We start from the raw sequence: 15,103 nt of genomic DNA on the forward strand, positions 1-15,103 counted from the left end.
GACGGGACGCCGCCCGCGACCTCGGTCAGCGGACCATCGAGCCGACGACCGGCTTCGTGAGCAGGGCCGACTGGTTGCGCTGGATGCCCGGGTCGAGGGTCTTGGCCACGAAGATGGCGTGCCAGACGCAGAAGATCAGCACGGTCCACACCTTGCGGGAGTGGTCCGCCTCCTCCCGCTTGTGCTCCTCGAGCAGGCGCAGCGCGTACGACAGGTCGAGCAGGTCACCGGCGCCCGAGGTGGCCAGCACGTGCCGCGCCCACTCGTACATCTCGCCGCGCAGCCAGACCCGGGTCGGGGTCGGGAAGCCCAGCTTCCGGCGGTTGACGATCGCCGGCGGCACCACGCCCTGCAACGCCTGGCGCATGGCGTACTTGGTGGCGTCGGAGCGCGGCGGGAGCTTCAGGTCGACCGGGATCTTCGCGGCCACGTCGAAGACCTCCCGGTCGAGGAACGGCACCCGCACCTCCAGCGAGTGGGCCATCGAGATGCGGTCGGCCTTCACGAGGATGTCGCCGCGCAGCCAGGTGTAGAGGTCGACGTACTGCATCTTGGTGACGTCGTCCAGCTCCGCGCACTCGGCGTAGATCGGCGCGGTGACGTCGGTGTAGCGCACCGAGGGGTCGTACCGCCGCAGCAGGTGCTGCTTCTCCTCCTCGGTGAACATCCGGGCGTTGCCGTAGTAGCGCTGCTCGATGGGGGTGGTGCCGCGTTCGAGGAAGCTCTTGCCCTTCACGCCCTGCGGGATGGCCTTGGAGACCGCCCGCAGGCCCTTCTGGACGCCGCTGGGCAGCCCGTTGACGGTGCTCAACGACAGCGGCTCGCGGTAGATGGTGTAGCCGCCGAAGAACTCGTCCGCGCCCTCGCCGGAGAGCACCACGGTGACGTGCTCGGCGGCCTTCTTCGCCACGAAGTACAGCGGCACCAGCGCCGGGTCGGCGACCGGGTCGTCGAGGTGCCAGACGATCTTCGGCAGCGCCTCCATCATGTCCTGCGGCCCGATCTTGGTCGGGATGGTGGTGACGTCGAGGTGCCGGGCCGACTCCTGGGCGACGTCGATCTCCGAGTAGCCGGGCACGTCGTAGCCGACGGTGAAGGTGAGGATGTTCGGGTTGAACTCCCGCGCCAGCGCCACCACGGCCGTCGAGTCGATGCCGCTGGAGAGGAACGAGCCGACCGGGACGTCCGAGCGCATGTGCATCCGGACGCTCTCCCGCAGCGTCTCCCGGATCTCGTGGTAGAGGCGCTGCTCGTCGTCCACCGGGCTGGGCCGGAACACCGGCCGGTACCAGCGGCGCACCTCGATCCGCCCGCCGGGCGTCCAGGTGAGGTACTCCCCCGAGCCGATCCGGTTGATCCCCTTGTGCAGGGTGCCGGGCTCCGGGACGTACTGCAACGTGAGGTAGTGGCTGAGGTTGGCGGTGTCGATGCCCGCGTCACCGGCGTAGTTGGAGTGCGCGAAGGGCAGCAGCGCCTTCTTCTCCGAGGCGAGGTAGAGCCCGTCCTGCGTCTCCAGGTAGTGCAGGGGCTTGATCCCGAAGTAGTCGCGGGCGCCGAACGCCCGCCGCTCCTGCCGGTCCCAGATGACGAAGGCGAACATGCCCCGCAGCCGGGTGAGCACCTGCTCGCCCCAGTAGTGGTAGCCGGCCACGATCACCTCGCCGTCGCCGGCGGTGGCGAACTGCGCGCCGTAGTCCCGGATGAGCTCGTCCCGCAGCTCGATGTAGTTGTAGATCTCGCCGTTGAAGGTCAGCAAATAGCGGCCGCCCGCGTAGGGCAGCGGCTCGTGGCTCGAGGCCACGTCGATGATCGCCAGGCGCTTGTGCGCGAACACCGCGTCCGCGTACCGGCCGGACGCGTCCCCCACGAGTTCGACCCCCGTCTCGTCGGGACCGCGGTGGTGCAGGCATTCCAACGCGCCGGCGATGTGGTCGCGGTGCGCGCCGGCGTCACCGCGCGCGCTGAAGAAGGCCAGGAGTCCGCACATGGTCGTCATCTTTTCACGGGCGACGAACGGCCGTCGCGGCCGTCCGGCGATCCGGATCCGGGCTCCCGGGGGCACCGGCGGGCGCGGGGCGGCGAGTACCGTCGGCACCAGCAACGACGCGAGAGGGAGCGGAGCATGACCGAGGAGCGTGCCAACGGCAGGCCGACCGACGGTACGGAATCACACGATCCGGACTTCCCGGAGGCGTTCCTGTCCTTCATGCGGGAGGGCTGGCGGGACACCGAGCTGCCGGTGACCCCCCGCCCCGAGGTACCCAACTACGCCAAGCGCCGGGCGGCCCTCTCGGCGGCCTTCCCCGGCGAGACGCTGGTGATCCCCACCGGCAACGAGAAGGTCCGGGCCAACGACACGGCCTACCCGTTCCGGCCCGGCAGCGACTTCGCCTACCTGACGGGCGATCTGGAACCGGACAGCGTGCTGGTCATGCGGCCGAACGGCTCCGGGCACGACGCGACGCTGTACATGCGGCCCCGCTCGTCCCGGCAGACCGACGAGTTCTTCCGCAGCCGGCACGGCGAGCTCTGGGTCGGCCGGCGACCCACGCTCGGTGAGAAGTCGACCGAGCTGGGCCTGCCGACGGCGGACCTCACCGACCTGGACGCGGCCCTGGCCGACCTGGCGCCGGGGCGTACGCGGGTGCTGCGCGGCTTCGACCCGCGGGTGGACGCCGCCGTGCGCCCGTACGACGGCCCGCGCGCCGAGGGCCAGCCGGCCCGCGACCGGGAGCTGGCGATCGCCATCTCGGAGCTGAAGCTGGTCAAGGACGAGTGGGAGATCGCCCAGCTCCAGGACGCCATCGACGCGACCGTGCGCGGCTTCGAGGACGTGGCGCGGGCGCTGCCGGCCGACCGGGGCGTCTCCGAGCGGCTGCTGGAGGGGATCTTCGCGCTGCGGGCCCGGCACGACGGCAACGACGTGGGGTACGGCTCGATCGTCGGCGCCAGCGAGCACGCCACGATCCTGCACTGGGTGCACAACCACGGCACCACCCGGCCGGGTGACCTGCTGCTCATGGACATGGGCGTGGAGAACCGCAACCTCTACACCGCCGACGTGACCCGGGTGCTGCCGGTCAACGGCCGCTTCACCGCGCTCCAGCGGCAGGTGTACGACATCGTGTACGCCTCCCAGCAGGCCGGCATGGACTTCATCAAGCCGGGGGTGAAGTTCCGCGACGTCCACCTGACCTGCATGCGGGTGCTCGCCGAGGGCCTGGCCGACCTGGGCCTGCTGCCGGTCAGCGTCGACGAGGCGATGGACGAGAAGTCGACCGTCTACCGGCGCTGGACCCTGCACGGCTTCGGGCACATGCTCGGCATCGACGTGCACGACTGCGCGAACGCCCGCAAGGAGACGTACCGCGAGGGCACCCTCGGCGAGGGCTACGTGCTCACCGTCGAGCCCGGGCTCTACTTCCAGCCCGAGGACGAGCTGGTGCCCGAGGAGCTTCGCGGCATCGGCATCCGTATCGAGGACGACGTCCTGGTCACCGCGTCCGGCGCGGTGAACCTCTCGGCCGGGCTTCCGCGTACCGCGGACGAGGTGGAGACCTGGCTGGCCGCGCAGCGGGAGGCGGGTCCGCGCCTGCCGAGCTGATCAACAGGTACGACCGGGGCGGGCCCCGCCGCCGGCCGGTGACGTTGCGACGTCCCGTGCCCGGCCGCGGGGCCCGTCCGTGTTCGTGCTGGTCGGGGTGGTTCCTGTCCGGCCGTTGCGGCCTGCCCGCCCGACGCCCGATGTGAGGTTAATGCGGGGTTTTTTCAGATAAGTCCTCGTCGCGAGGATCCTTCTCATACGGTGGCCATCAGGGGCTGCAACCGATTTGTAGCAGGTCGCACCGCCTTCGACCGGTGCGACCCCGTCTGGTAGCAGGAAAGGGCGGAACGCTCTGATGTCCAATGACGTAACGACTCCCGACGGCGGGGCCGCCCCGGCACCCCCGCCGAGATCAGGACGACGGAAACTCTGGGTGGCCGCCGGCGTCGCCGGCCTGACCGGCGTGGTCGGCCTGGCCGCCCTCGGTGGCATCGCGGCCCGGAACGACAAGTCCGGCGAAGCGGACCGGGTCTCGGACGCGCAGGCGTCGACCCCGAAGCAGAACGTCAGCGACGCGGGCAAGGCCGACGACGGCGGGAAGGCCGACGAGACCGGCGGGAAGAAGGTCGACACGGACGAGTGGTCCGGCGGCGACTGGAGCGGGAAGGGCGAGAGCCGCAAGCACGACGGTCGGGTCAAGGACGTGCCCTGCGACACCGACAAGCTGATCCAGGCGATCACGTTCGCGAACGAGAAGGACGGCGCGATCCTCAACCTGGCCCGGCACTGCACGTACGAGCTGACGCGCCACGAGCACGGGAACGGTCTTCCCGTGATCAAGAACGACATCGTCCTCAAGGGCGACGACACCAGGATCGTGCGGGCGGCCACCGCCGAGTACTTCCGGATCCTCAACGTGGGCCGGAACGGCCACCTGACCCTGAAGGACGTGACCGTCAAGGGTGGTCAGACCGCCCCCGACCTGGTCCCGCAACCGATGACGGCACCGGGCGCCGCGACCGCGGAACCCGGGACCGCGACGGCAGCCCCCGCGAAGCCGGCGACGAGGGGCGCGGCGACCACCGCTCCGGAAACGGCCGCTCCGGCCGGCGCCGGCACCGTCCAGCTGGCCACCGGCCACGCGTACAGCGACGGAGCCGGCATCCTGGTGCAGCGCGGCGGCAAGGCCGACATCGAGCACAGCGCGATCGTGCAGAACCAGGCCGGGGCGAGCGGCGGCGGCATCGCCAACTACGGCACCACCAACCTCCGCACGTCGTCGGTCGAGCGCAACAGCGCCGCCGGCTTCGGCGGCGGCGTCTTCAACGCCGGCGTCCTGCGCATCGAGGATTCGAAGATCGGGTCCAACAGCGCCGGCCTGGCGGGCGGCGGCATCTCCAACGGCTCCGCGCCCAACGGGTTCACGGGCGAGGGCGGCACCGTCTGGGTGTGGAAGACCACCGTCGAGCACAACCGGGCCCGCGTCGGCGGCGGCCTGTACGACCGCCAGGGCACCACGACGCTGACCCAGAGCCAGGTCACCGGCAACACCGGCACCGACTACGGCGGCGGCATCTTCGTCGAGGCCGGCAGCAAACTGCACCTGGAGCAGGTCGTCGTGGCCGGCAACTTCACCGAGGGGATGGCCGGCGGCATCGGCGTCCAGCAGTCGACCGCCGTGATCGAGCGCAGCGTCGTCAAGGAGAACGAGTCGCGGCAGAGCGGCGGCGGCCTCGGCAACTTCATCGGGTTCGTCACTCTGCGGGACAGCGAGATCGTGGCGAACCGGGCGACCGGCCCGGGCGCCGTGGCCGGCGGCATCTACAACGTGGGCGGCGCCGTCAAGCTGGTCGGCACGAAGGTCGTCCACAACATGTCCGCCGATCCGCCCGGCGGCGTCTACACCACCAACGACGGCGTCGACATCGACAAGAAGTCGGCCGTCAAGGACAACCGGCCCACGAACTGCGTGGGCAGCCCGGTCGTCCCGGACAACTGCTTCGGCTGATCAACCCGAGTGCGACACCACATAGAAGGGGGCTCCTCCGCACCGCGACGGCGGCTGCGGAGGAGCCCTCGCCGTCCGCGCTCGTCCCGACTGGCCCGTCCCGCGCCGATCCGCCTCGTCTGCGCCGGCTGCGTCCCCTGGCCGTCACTGCGGCGCATACCGGCGCCCCTGAGCCGATGGACCCGTGCCGGGCCGTCCGGCCCTCCTCATCCGCACCCGTACCGAATGCGGGGTTATTTCGGATACGCACCCGAGGCGAGGAAGATTCTCATACGGTGCTTCTGGGAGCTACAACCGATTTGTAGTAGGGGACGCTCGCCTGTGGCGTCGCGGCCCCGTCTGGTACGAGGAGAGGGCAGAGAGCTCCGATGTCCAACTACCTAGCTAAGAACACCGCCGCCGGGCCGGGGGCGACGCCGAAGCGGCGGCGCAAGCTCTGGCTCGCCAGCGGCGTCGCCGGTTTGACCGGCGTGGTCAGCATCGCGGCCGTCGGCATCGCAAGCGGCGCCGGCGCCGTCGGCGTCAAGGATCTGGCGTGGTCGACGGCCCAGGTCACGAAGGACGGCGAGCGGGCCGCCGACGAGGACCGCTCGAAGGAGAAGGACCACGGCAAGGACCGTGAGGACAAGCGCGACCACAAGGGGTACGACAAGGACCGCGGGAAGGAGGTGCCCTGCGACTCCGACAAGCTGATCCAGGCGATCATCTTCGCCAACAACAACCACGGCGGCGTGCTGGAGCTCGCGAAGAACTGCACCTACACGCTGACCCGCACCGACGAGCACGGCAACGGTCTGCCGGTGATCAAGGAGCGCATCACGCTCAAGGGTCACGACACCAAGATCGTCCGTGACTCGCAGGCCGACTACTTCCGGATCCTCAACGTCGGTCGGGGCGGTCACCTGAAGGTCGAGGGCCTCACGATCAAGGGCGGGAAGACCCTCGAACTCGAGACCCTCGGCGACACGCCGGCGGCCGTGTGGTCGCGGTTCTCGAACTCCGCCGAGGCGGGCGAGGCCGCCAAGGCCGGCAAGCCGTACCTGCCGCTGCTGCAGGCCGAGCCGAAGGGCGCGGCGCTCGACACCGCGCAGGCGGCGAAGCTCAAGAGCCAGCCGAGCGCGTCCCTCCTGCTGGAGCGGAACGTCAACGACGGCGCCGGCGTGCTGGTGCAGGAGGGCGGCACCGCCGAGTTCGAGAAGACGTACATCGAGCACAACCAGGCCGGTGGCGTCGGAGGCGGCATCGCCAACTTCGGCAAGACCAGCCTCTTCCACACCACGGTCGCCGACAACCACGCCTTCTTCTACGGCGGGGGCATCTTCAACGCCGGCATCCTGAAGGTGGCCGAGTCGACGGTGAAGAACAACGACGCCGTGATCGGCGGTGGCGGCATCGCCAACGGCGCCGAGTTCATCTTCCGGCCCGACATCGAGGCGGGCACGGTGTGGGTCGAGAAGACCGAGATCACCAGCAACGAGGTGGTCGGCTTCGGCGGCGGCCTGCTCGACATCGGCGGCGACACCACCGTCAAGCAGTCGAAGATCACCGACAACACGGCCGGCCTCGCCGGTGGCGGCGTCGCGGCGGCTCTCCGGAGCAACCTCGACCTGAAGGAGGTCAAGATCGCCGACAACGACACGCTCGGCGTCGGCGGCGGCATGGCCCTGGCGCTCGGCGCGATCGCCAACGTGGAGAAGAGCGCGGTCAACGACAACAAGGCCGGCCTCTTCGGCGGCGGGGTGTTCAACGCCCTCGCCGCGGTCACCTTCCGGGACAGCGAGATCTCCGGCAACTGGGCCGGCATCTCCGGCGGCGGGATCTTCAACGTCCTCGGCAGGGTCGACCTGTACAACACGAAGGTGTCGCACAACCGCTCTACCTTCGAGCCGGGTGGCGTGTTCAGCTTCTTCGGCGAGGTGAACGTCGACGACAAGTCCGCGATCAAGGCGAACGACCCGACCAACTGCCTCGGCATCCCGGACGAGATCGACAACTGCTTCGGCTGACCCCGGTCGGGAACGGGCGTCCGACCCGGTCCCGCTGGAGACGCAAGCAGAGCCGGCCCCCTTCCGCACCGCGGAAGGGGGCCGGCCCCGTCGTGCGTCAGCGCTGGACGAAGACCGCCACGCTGCGGGCGGGCACCGTGAACGTGCCGGTCGCCCGGTCGAACGACGCGGTCCGCAGCACCGGGTCCGCCGACGTGCGCAGCACCGGGTGCAGCGACACGTCCGCCCCGCGCAGCCCCGACACCCGCTGCGTCGCCGTCTCCGGGGTCCCGTTGAAGACCACCGTCACCGACGTCCACCGCTCGTCGAGACCGCGTCCGTCGAGCGTCATGGTGAGCACGCCGGGCGTCTCGCCGGGACCGGACAGGGGGAACGCCACCCGACGCTGCACCTGCTCCGCGGTGGTCAGCCCGAAGACCGGCGAGGAGGCCCGGATCCGCAGCAGTTCGGCGTAGCGGGCGTCGGTGGTGTCGATCGCCGCGCAGTCGGGGACCAGCGCGGGATCGGCCAGCAACGGCCGGGCGTACGGCCACTTGTCCTGGTTGTCGGCCGCCGGCGGCAGCCCGGCGCCGAACCCGTTGCCGCGGGTGCAGTCCCACCGGATCTGGTTGAACCAGTCCCCCGAGTTGTCGGAGTGACCCTGATTGTCAAACCGGGTAGGATGCCGGTCATGACAACTCCCCTGGTCAGAGGCTTAGGCGTTATCCGGCTTAGCAAGCACAGTCTTAACCCTGATGATCCTTCGACTTCTCCTGAACGGCAAAAGGAACGGATCGAAGGCATAGCTCAGGCAAAGGGCATCACGATTGTCGGTTGGGCAGAAGATTTGAACGTGTCCGCCAAGGTTGCGCCGTGGGATCGGCCAGAGCTAGGGAAGTGGCTTAGAGAGCCTGAGTCCTGGGATGCCCTCCTCATGTGGAAAACGGACCGGCTAGTCCGGTCAACCAGGGACTTCGTGAACCTGATTTCGTGGGTAAGAGGCGAGGCTACAGACGCGCCGCTGCCTCGTGTAGACAGGCCTAAAACGATCATTACAGCCGACGGCGACCTTGATCTTTCTTCCCCGATGGGAAGGGCTGTAGCTACGATTATCGCCGCCATCAACCAGGCAGAGCTAGAAGTCATCCGTGACAGGACTCAGGATGGCCGAAAGGCACTCCGTCAGGGTGGCCGTTGGCCTGGCGGCACGGTTCCTTATGGCTGGAAACCTCAGCGGCTTTCTGAGGGTGGCTGGAAGCTCGTTTTGTCTGATGAAACTGCACCTATCGTGCGAGACATCATTTCTCGGGTTATCGATGGGGAAGCACAGTCAGCCATTGCCGTAGACCTTAACCAGAAAGGGATTCTCTGTCCCCTTAACCATGCTCGTATGGTCAAGATTCAGGCAGGCGAACCTAGTAAGCCGGTAAACCCCGAGAAGGTCTGGACTCACCCAACTATTACTAAGATTCTCCGTAATCCTCTTCTCATCGGCCGAATGACTCACAACGGAGAGGTAGTCAAATCTACCGACCGTTTGCCGATCGAATATGCAGAGCCGATGATTGACCAGAAGACCTGGAATCTTCTACAGGAAACCCTGGACGGCAAGGCTAAGCCTCAGGACAGGACCAGGACGCAAACACCTTCGTTGCTTCTGAACGTTGCTAAGTGTTGGGCTTGCGAATCGGACATGTATATCCGTACTCAGAGGGTTAAGGGTAAGGATTACAGGTACTACATTTGCTCTGGGAAAACCCATCCTAAAGACCCTGCTAAGAAGTGTTCCGCTAAGAATATCCGGGCTGATCTTCTGGATGAAACCTTCGAGTCTCTTCTAATGTACCGGCTAGGTGATCTGGAAATCATGCGCCAGGAGAAGATTCCTGCCGTAGACCACACGGCAGAGATAGCTGATATTGATACAGCATTAATGGAGTTGGCAGAGGACCGGGCTAATGGTCTTTACCGTGACTCAGGCGGACCAGCCCGTTATGCGTCCATCGTTAATCGCCTTCTAGACAGGAAGTCTCAACTAGAAGCAATGCCGGTGACAGAAGCTTCTACCCGGCTTGTAGGGACAGGGGTTACCTACCGACAAGACTGGCAGGCTAAAGACAACACACAGCGTCGGCTAATGCTTCTCCGGTCGGATATCTCTTGCTACGTCCTGCGGAACGTAGAGGATCTAAAGAACCTTGACAAGATCAGGTTTGGTCCTGGTGCAGAAGGTGTGGCGGCCATCCAAGAGGATCGGCCCGTAGTGTGGCTGAATCTCCCTCTGGAGATTGAGCGACGGCTACAGCAGTCGTAAAGCTTCTGAGAAAGCCCGTAGGATCGATCCTACGGGCTTTTCTCGTCTCTACGCATGGTCAAGCATCCCCTTGCCCTCTCGGACGCTTAGAATCGATCTGAGGCGGTTTAAAGCCGCAATGCTCTGCTCGTGTACGTTCCTCTTCGCTCGACTATCTAGAGCGTTGCTGTATCTGATCTTGATAAGTGTCTTCTCAGTCTCGTCTAGTTCGGTAAAGCCCTTCTCTAGCCTCTCCGAAGGTTCGCCACCGTTAGCCCAGTAATAAAGTTCTGGGTCTAGGTCGTACCGGTCTAACCTTCCTAGTTCTTCCTTCTCTACGGCTCGTAGAGCCTTCTTTACCCTACGGTCGGAAACCTCATCCAGGTCTACGGCTGGAATCTGTGAACCTAAAAGGTTGCGCTTAAAGCGCTCATAGCTCATGCCCTTGTAGGTGTGAGCAAACCTGCGGTCTACCGAAACGCTCGGCAGAGCAAACGGCAGAGAATCAGTTTCAGGATCAACCTTCTCTAGCAGTGCGTCTAGCGAGACTTCGGAGAAAATTCTCCGGTCCGAATTGTTCTGAACGGACGGCAGGATTTCTGACAGCCGCTTAATCCCATCACTAACCGCCTGTCTTCCTACTTCGGTTGCTGACTTACCTTCCAGGTACCGACCTTCCAGAGCCTTACGCCACGGATCATGCATACGGTCTGAGGCTAATGCTTGCTCATACTCTTCCGGTAATCCAACAGAATTCCAGCCCTTTAGGGTCTGCTTTACCTCGTCCTTCTCTACCGGCAGAACGAGAGATTTGGACGCCTGTAGTTCCTTCTCACGCTTCAGTCGTTCGGCTTCTCGTTTGATATGAGTCTTGGCTGAATAGTTCCTGGTCGGATCATTGGGGTTTCGTCCTGCCTTTTCGTGCGTAGCTCTGATCTGGTCTACGTCCCAAAGAGAGCGGTTGTCGGGGAGATAGTCTGCCCAGATATCCTGGGCAATCTCATCGGCTAAATCCTTGTTACCGTCAGCCGTCTTTCTGGCGATGGACGAAACAACATCAACCGCCCTTTCCCCTGAGATCAGGGTTTCTGCGGTTAGCTTCTGGCTGGCTTCTGTAGGAACTTCACCATTAACGATCGCACTAGACAGTATTGCGTCTGCAATCCTGCTAAGTGTCCACGTCGCGCCGGGAACGTGGTTGCCCTCCACATCATCCCATAAGTCACTCTGTTTCTCGACATAATCCGACAGCCGGTTAACGACCATCGGCAGATATTCGAGCCGACCGGCATTGCGGCATCTTAGTTCCGCCATATACTGAATTACTTCACTTGCTGCCTTACCGTTGATGGTAATTACGTCAAGTAAATTCCTCTCTAGAGTCATCATTTGGTTCCTGCTTTCTGTTTTGCACAGCAAAAAGCCCCTGCCGATCCCGGCAGGAGCAAGGGCTGTTTGGTTGGTTGGCTAGTTAGGTCTTACGCGCCAATATGGCGTCTAGTTTCCGGCAGTCTGAGTCCAGGTCGCGGAGCGCAACCTAGAACCTGTTCGTATCTCTCAGCCGTACGGCAAGAGAGGCACATTTCGGTATCTCGACTCCCGTTGTCTTTGTCTACGTACGCGTAATGATAGATGTGTAGACGTTCCTTGCATCGGCTACAAGTCACAAAGTCATTGACAAAGTTTTCAGACATTAGTTTTCCTCCTTGATATTTGCCCAACTGACCCTGCGCTTAATACGGCTAATCTGCATCTGCGAAACTCCATACTCGGCAGCAAGGTCTACCTGTCTTTCACCAGCCGCAAGTCTGCGGCGGATTGCTAGGACTTCTTCCTGTGATAGTTTTCCGTACATTATTTCTCCAAACTTTGCTTGCAAGCTGACGGCTCCCTGTTGGGTGCCTTCACCTTATTAATAGCGTCCTAACGTTTACACCCAGGATTAAACCTGTGACCCATGTCACAACCAATACCGGCATTGTTGGCCTGACCAGGCAAGATACCGTCGTTATCATTTCGTTACCAAAAAAGTTGGGCCACTGGCCCGAAAACCCTCAAATGTCGAGTCTTAAAGAAGTAGAGAGATAAAGATATACCCTCCCCCCAAAGGGAGGGTATGAATAAAGGTTTAAGGATAAGTCTATTCTCATCCCGTACAAAGGTACGGTAGAAGAATCTCCTATAGTTTTCCTGGATAGTTAGTCCAAGAGTCCAGGGATTCTCTCCCTGGACGATTATCTAAGATAAGAATTGCTAGATAATTATGCTCAATCCTTGTCAGGATTTCGCAGGGGTCTAGGTCTTTCATTCTTGACCGATACTTCAGGGCTACGCCCGTTCCGTATCGTCCTCATTCTTGACCGGTATAGGGAAGCTCTGCTTCCCCTGGGTTGTCCCCAAATCTTTGACCGGTGCCAGGAGCACACCGCGTGTGCGACGGCTGGAAAAAAGTTTGAACTTTCTTTGCCGTACCGGCCGGAAACGGCCGATAGTCGAGTCTTATATAGGTAGAGGCATGGTTGGTTCCCGTGCTTTCTGTTCGTTGGCTAGTTCATGAGGCAGGCCGGATGGTTGCCGGCCCTGCTTCCTAGCCCATCAAAAACATAGTCTTCCCTGCCGAATGGCAGGTTTTAAGAGAAGCTGACAATATCCATCTTCGGCACTCTCTTACTTCAAGGGCAGCCTCGGTTGCCCTCCTTAATCTCCCTGCTACACGCCGCAGCAGGGTTGACCCTCTATTAGCACCAGAGGGTAACTCGTAATGTCATGTATGCGGGATCAGGGCCGGTTCTTTCCATAGCCGGCCCTTTTCCGTTTCTCAGACTTTTCTCTAGTCCTCTTGGCTCACGCATGAGTCCCATAGACCGGAGGCCAGCAAATATGGGGCTCGCTGGCCTCCCCTTTTCTTTTCCTCTGACACCCCCAAGGAGATACACCATGAGAGAGCGAGTAGACCTGTCTCTATTCTCGGAAAGAGACGAGAGATATCAGGTGCTTTACCTTGCCGATCTCGGAAACACAATTGTTGAGATTGGGCACACTGATAATGTCAAGGGGACCATGTACAGGTATGTCTATACCGAAGATGGTTGCGAGGCTATCTGGCTCTCTCAGAGTTTCGATGCCAACCCCACGACCGTTGATCCTCGGCTGCCGGCAGAGTTGCAGTCAGGTATTCCGGATTGGGAATGGGCATACTGCCAGCTTTTAGACCTCGCCAACCGCGCTGCGGTCAAGATGACGGAATCCAGATTTGTCGGTCTGTCCCTTGACGTCTACAAAGCCTATGCAAGGCAGATCAACATTCCGTCGTATAAAACATACATCCTTAGCTGAAGGGAGGCACTCCCCATCCATCCTAGTGTCCAGCTAGACCAGGAGCACAGCAGGATCTAGGACGTAGAACGCGCTGAGAGCGCCTGTAAGCCTCTAACGGCTTGTCTTACGTGTCTCTCCATACCTCAGACCTTCCCAGGCCGTCTGACACTATCTCAGCAGGAATCAGCAGACATATAGCACAGACAACCATCATGGATTTACATGCACATGATTTATTGCCTGTCTGTCTGTGCTTATTCTTTCGTTGCATTCTTTCGTCATCCATCGTTGCACCTTCTTTGGTGCTGATCTGATTCAGAAGGATTTGTTTATGCGTACGAACAATGGATGATCTTAGGCTGAATGCGAATGCATAATTATGCATTGATCTTGAAGGGGGTAGGGGGTATACCCGATGATCATTTGGGGTAGACCGGTAGAGGGGCTGGGCTTAAGCTTCTGCCCGGTCTAGAAAGTTTTTTGATATCCAGCCCTATACGGGATTCCTGCATAAATATGCACAACAAAAAGGAGGTGAAACCATATGGCTCTGACCAGACCTGCAAAAGACACCGGAAATGCACACAGAAAGCCGGCATTTGAAACCACGTTCTTAGCCCGTAGGGACGGGACTCTGATTGGTCCCGAGCTACCGGATTGCCAGGAATGGAACCAGCAGGCTAGAGACTGGTATGACATGTGGCGACGCTCAGAAATCGCCACCATGCTTGAGCCTTCGGACTGGTTCCATCTTCAGAATGTTGCGGTTTTGGTTGATCTTTTCTGGTCGCCTGACGTTAGACCGTCATCCAAGGTAGCTATTCATGCTGAGATCAGAAAGTGTGAAGCCGGCTACGGCGCAACCTACTTTGACCGGCTAGTACGACGTATTAAGTTTGTTGAGTCTAAGGAACCTTCTACCTCAGCGCCGGCTAAGAAGGTTGATTACTCGTTCCTAGAGGCCGACGCTGCATAGCGTCGTATCTAGCCGACGCTGCATAGCGTCGTATCTAGCCGACGCTGCATAGCGTCGTATCTAGCCGACGCTGCATAGCGTCGTATCTAGCCGACGCTGCATAGCGTCGTATCTAGCCGACGCTGCATAGCGTCGTATCGCGTGATGAAAGACCCCTATGAGACACAGTAATGCAAGGAGTTTTGAGCAATGCGTTTTATTCACTTCCGCTGTGCGGATTCACATAAGCAGGTTGCGCCGGTACTAGGCGTAGACAATAAGACTTTTGCAGACCTAACAGTCGATATTTTTACCGGTCCGCTAATGCGCGGCAAGGTCGCCGGTCTGCTCGAAGGTGTCAACAAGGTTGAAGTAGGCGAGTCAGAATCCCCGCTTGATCCTGACAGCATTACCACATGGGTAAGCCTTCCCGACAGATTTTGGCGCGGCTAATCCCGCCAAAGGTACTGGCTCATTTCCTCGGGCAAGACGCATAGCGTCTTTAGCCTTCAGCGCTGTAGACAGCCTTCCTGGTCCTGGTGGCCGATAGAGACGTTAGCCAGAAACCCCGTAGTTTTCCTCTCCTTACCGTCGAGAGGGATACGGCACACACTGTGCCCTCTTATAGCGACGGCTGGTCCGCGCTTCTTTCCGACCTTGCACGGGATCTAACGCCATTACGGCTAAACCGCGTAGCGGTTTCTAAAGCCGTAGGCTTGCTACCGGAGTAGATCCCTGGTCAAAAAACGTGCCTAGAGATTGAGTCTCATATTAGGCAATCCCTGGTGGATTAGTTCGCAACTTTCTACTAATCCGAAAGGGGATAAGTAAATGGCTTATCTTGGAAACAACGACATTATTAGTCGTGCAAATAATGAGCCATTTTCATCGTGATCAAGGGCGGTTGAGCAGGCAGGCGAGCGTGGCGTGTCGCTGCTCCGGATAGGACGAAGCTCCCGGTAGGACAGCAGTCGACCAAGACGCACTGCCCAGCACGGGA

The 15,103-nt window shown here is 61.7% G+C and carries 9 protein-coding genes and 1 pseudogene; 7 read left to right on the top strand and 3 right to left on the bottom strand.

All coding sequences use genetic code 11. From position 1 onward, the window contains the following. Nucleotides 1-25: 25 nt before the first annotated feature. Nucleotides 26-1,987, bottom strand: a complete 1,962-nt coding sequence (asnB, locus tag D7I43_RS29440; protein ID WP_120331857.1) for an asparagine synthase (glutamine-hydrolyzing) — start codon at nt 1,985-1,987, stop codon at nt 26-28. A gap of 135 nt (nt 1,988-2,122) precedes the next feature. Between asnB and D7I43_RS29445 the strand changes: the two genes are divergently transcribed. The 3 genes from D7I43_RS29445 (at nt 2,123) to D7I43_RS29455 (ending at nt 7,558) form a co-directional block, all read left to right on the top strand. Then, nucleotides 2,123-3,604 (top strand): aminopeptidase P family protein, encoded by a 1,482-nt coding sequence (locus D7I43_RS29445; RefSeq protein ID WP_120331847.1) that lies wholly within the window; start codon nt 2,123-2,125, stop codon nt 3,602-3,604. 295 nt (nt 3,605-3,899) lie between these two features. Continuing rightward, the gene (locus D7I43_RS29450; protein WP_120331848.1) at nt 3,900-5,552 is read left to right on the top strand and encodes a right-handed parallel beta-helix repeat-containing protein; all 1,653 of its coding nucleotides are present in this window, start codon (nt 3,900-3,902) and stop codon (nt 5,550-5,552) included. Between the two features lie 368 nt (nt 5,553-5,920). After that, on the top strand, nt 5,921-7,558 hold the full coding sequence (locus D7I43_RS29455) for a right-handed parallel beta-helix repeat-containing protein (RefSeq protein WP_120331849.1): 1,638 nt from the start codon (nt 5,921-5,923) through the stop codon (nt 7,556-7,558). 97 nt (nt 7,559-7,655) lie between these two features. On the opposite strand, the pseudogene D7I43_RS29460 reads toward D7I43_RS29455, so the two are convergent. Continuing rightward, nucleotides 7,656-8,195 (bottom strand): annotated as a pseudogene (locus tag D7I43_RS29460) (alpha-1,6-glucosidase domain-containing protein); the annotation flags it as partial. A gap of 33 nt (nt 8,196-8,228) precedes the next feature. Here D7I43_RS29460 and D7I43_RS29465 point away from each other — a divergent pair. Beyond that, entirely contained in the window at nt 8,229-9,851 is a 1,623-nt protein-coding gene (locus D7I43_RS29465; RefSeq protein WP_158610180.1) for a recombinase family protein, read from the top strand. A 48-nt stretch (nt 9,852-9,899) separates the two neighbouring features. Here D7I43_RS29465 and D7I43_RS32550 read toward each other — a convergent pair whose 3' ends face one another. Next, complete coding sequence (locus D7I43_RS32550; RefSeq protein ID WP_147427321.1) at nt 9,900-11,219, bottom strand: hypothetical protein; 1,320 nt, start codon at nt 11,217-11,219, stop codon at nt 9,900-9,902. A gap of 1,548 nt (nt 11,220-12,767) precedes the next feature. On the opposite strand from D7I43_RS32550, the gene D7I43_RS32555 reads away from it, so the two are divergent. The 3 genes from D7I43_RS32555 to D7I43_RS32565 all read left to right on the top strand — a co-directional run bounded on the left by D7I43_RS32555 (nt 12,768) and on the right by D7I43_RS32565 (nt 14,556). Further along, nucleotides 12,768-13,166 (top strand): hypothetical protein, encoded by a 399-nt coding sequence (locus D7I43_RS32555; RefSeq protein WP_147427322.1) that lies wholly within the window; start codon nt 12,768-12,770, stop codon nt 13,164-13,166. A 526-nt stretch (nt 13,167-13,692) separates the two neighbouring features. After that, a complete protein-coding gene (locus tag D7I43_RS32560; protein ID WP_147427323.1) occupies nt 13,693-14,124 on the top strand; it encodes a phage terminase small subunit in 432 nt (143 codons plus the stop codon). 189 nt (nt 14,125-14,313) lie between these two features. Continuing rightward, nucleotides 14,314-14,556: a hypothetical protein gene (locus tag D7I43_RS32565; protein ID WP_147427324.1), complete on the top strand. Its 243-nt coding sequence runs from the start codon at nt 14,314-14,316 to the stop codon at nt 14,554-14,556. Nucleotides 14,557-15,103 lie beyond the last annotated feature (547 nt).

It is taken from the genome of Micromonospora globbae, assembly GCF_003610785.1.
Classification (GTDB): domain Bacteria; phylum Actinomycetota; class Actinomycetes; order Mycobacteriales; family Micromonosporaceae; genus Micromonospora; species Micromonospora globbae.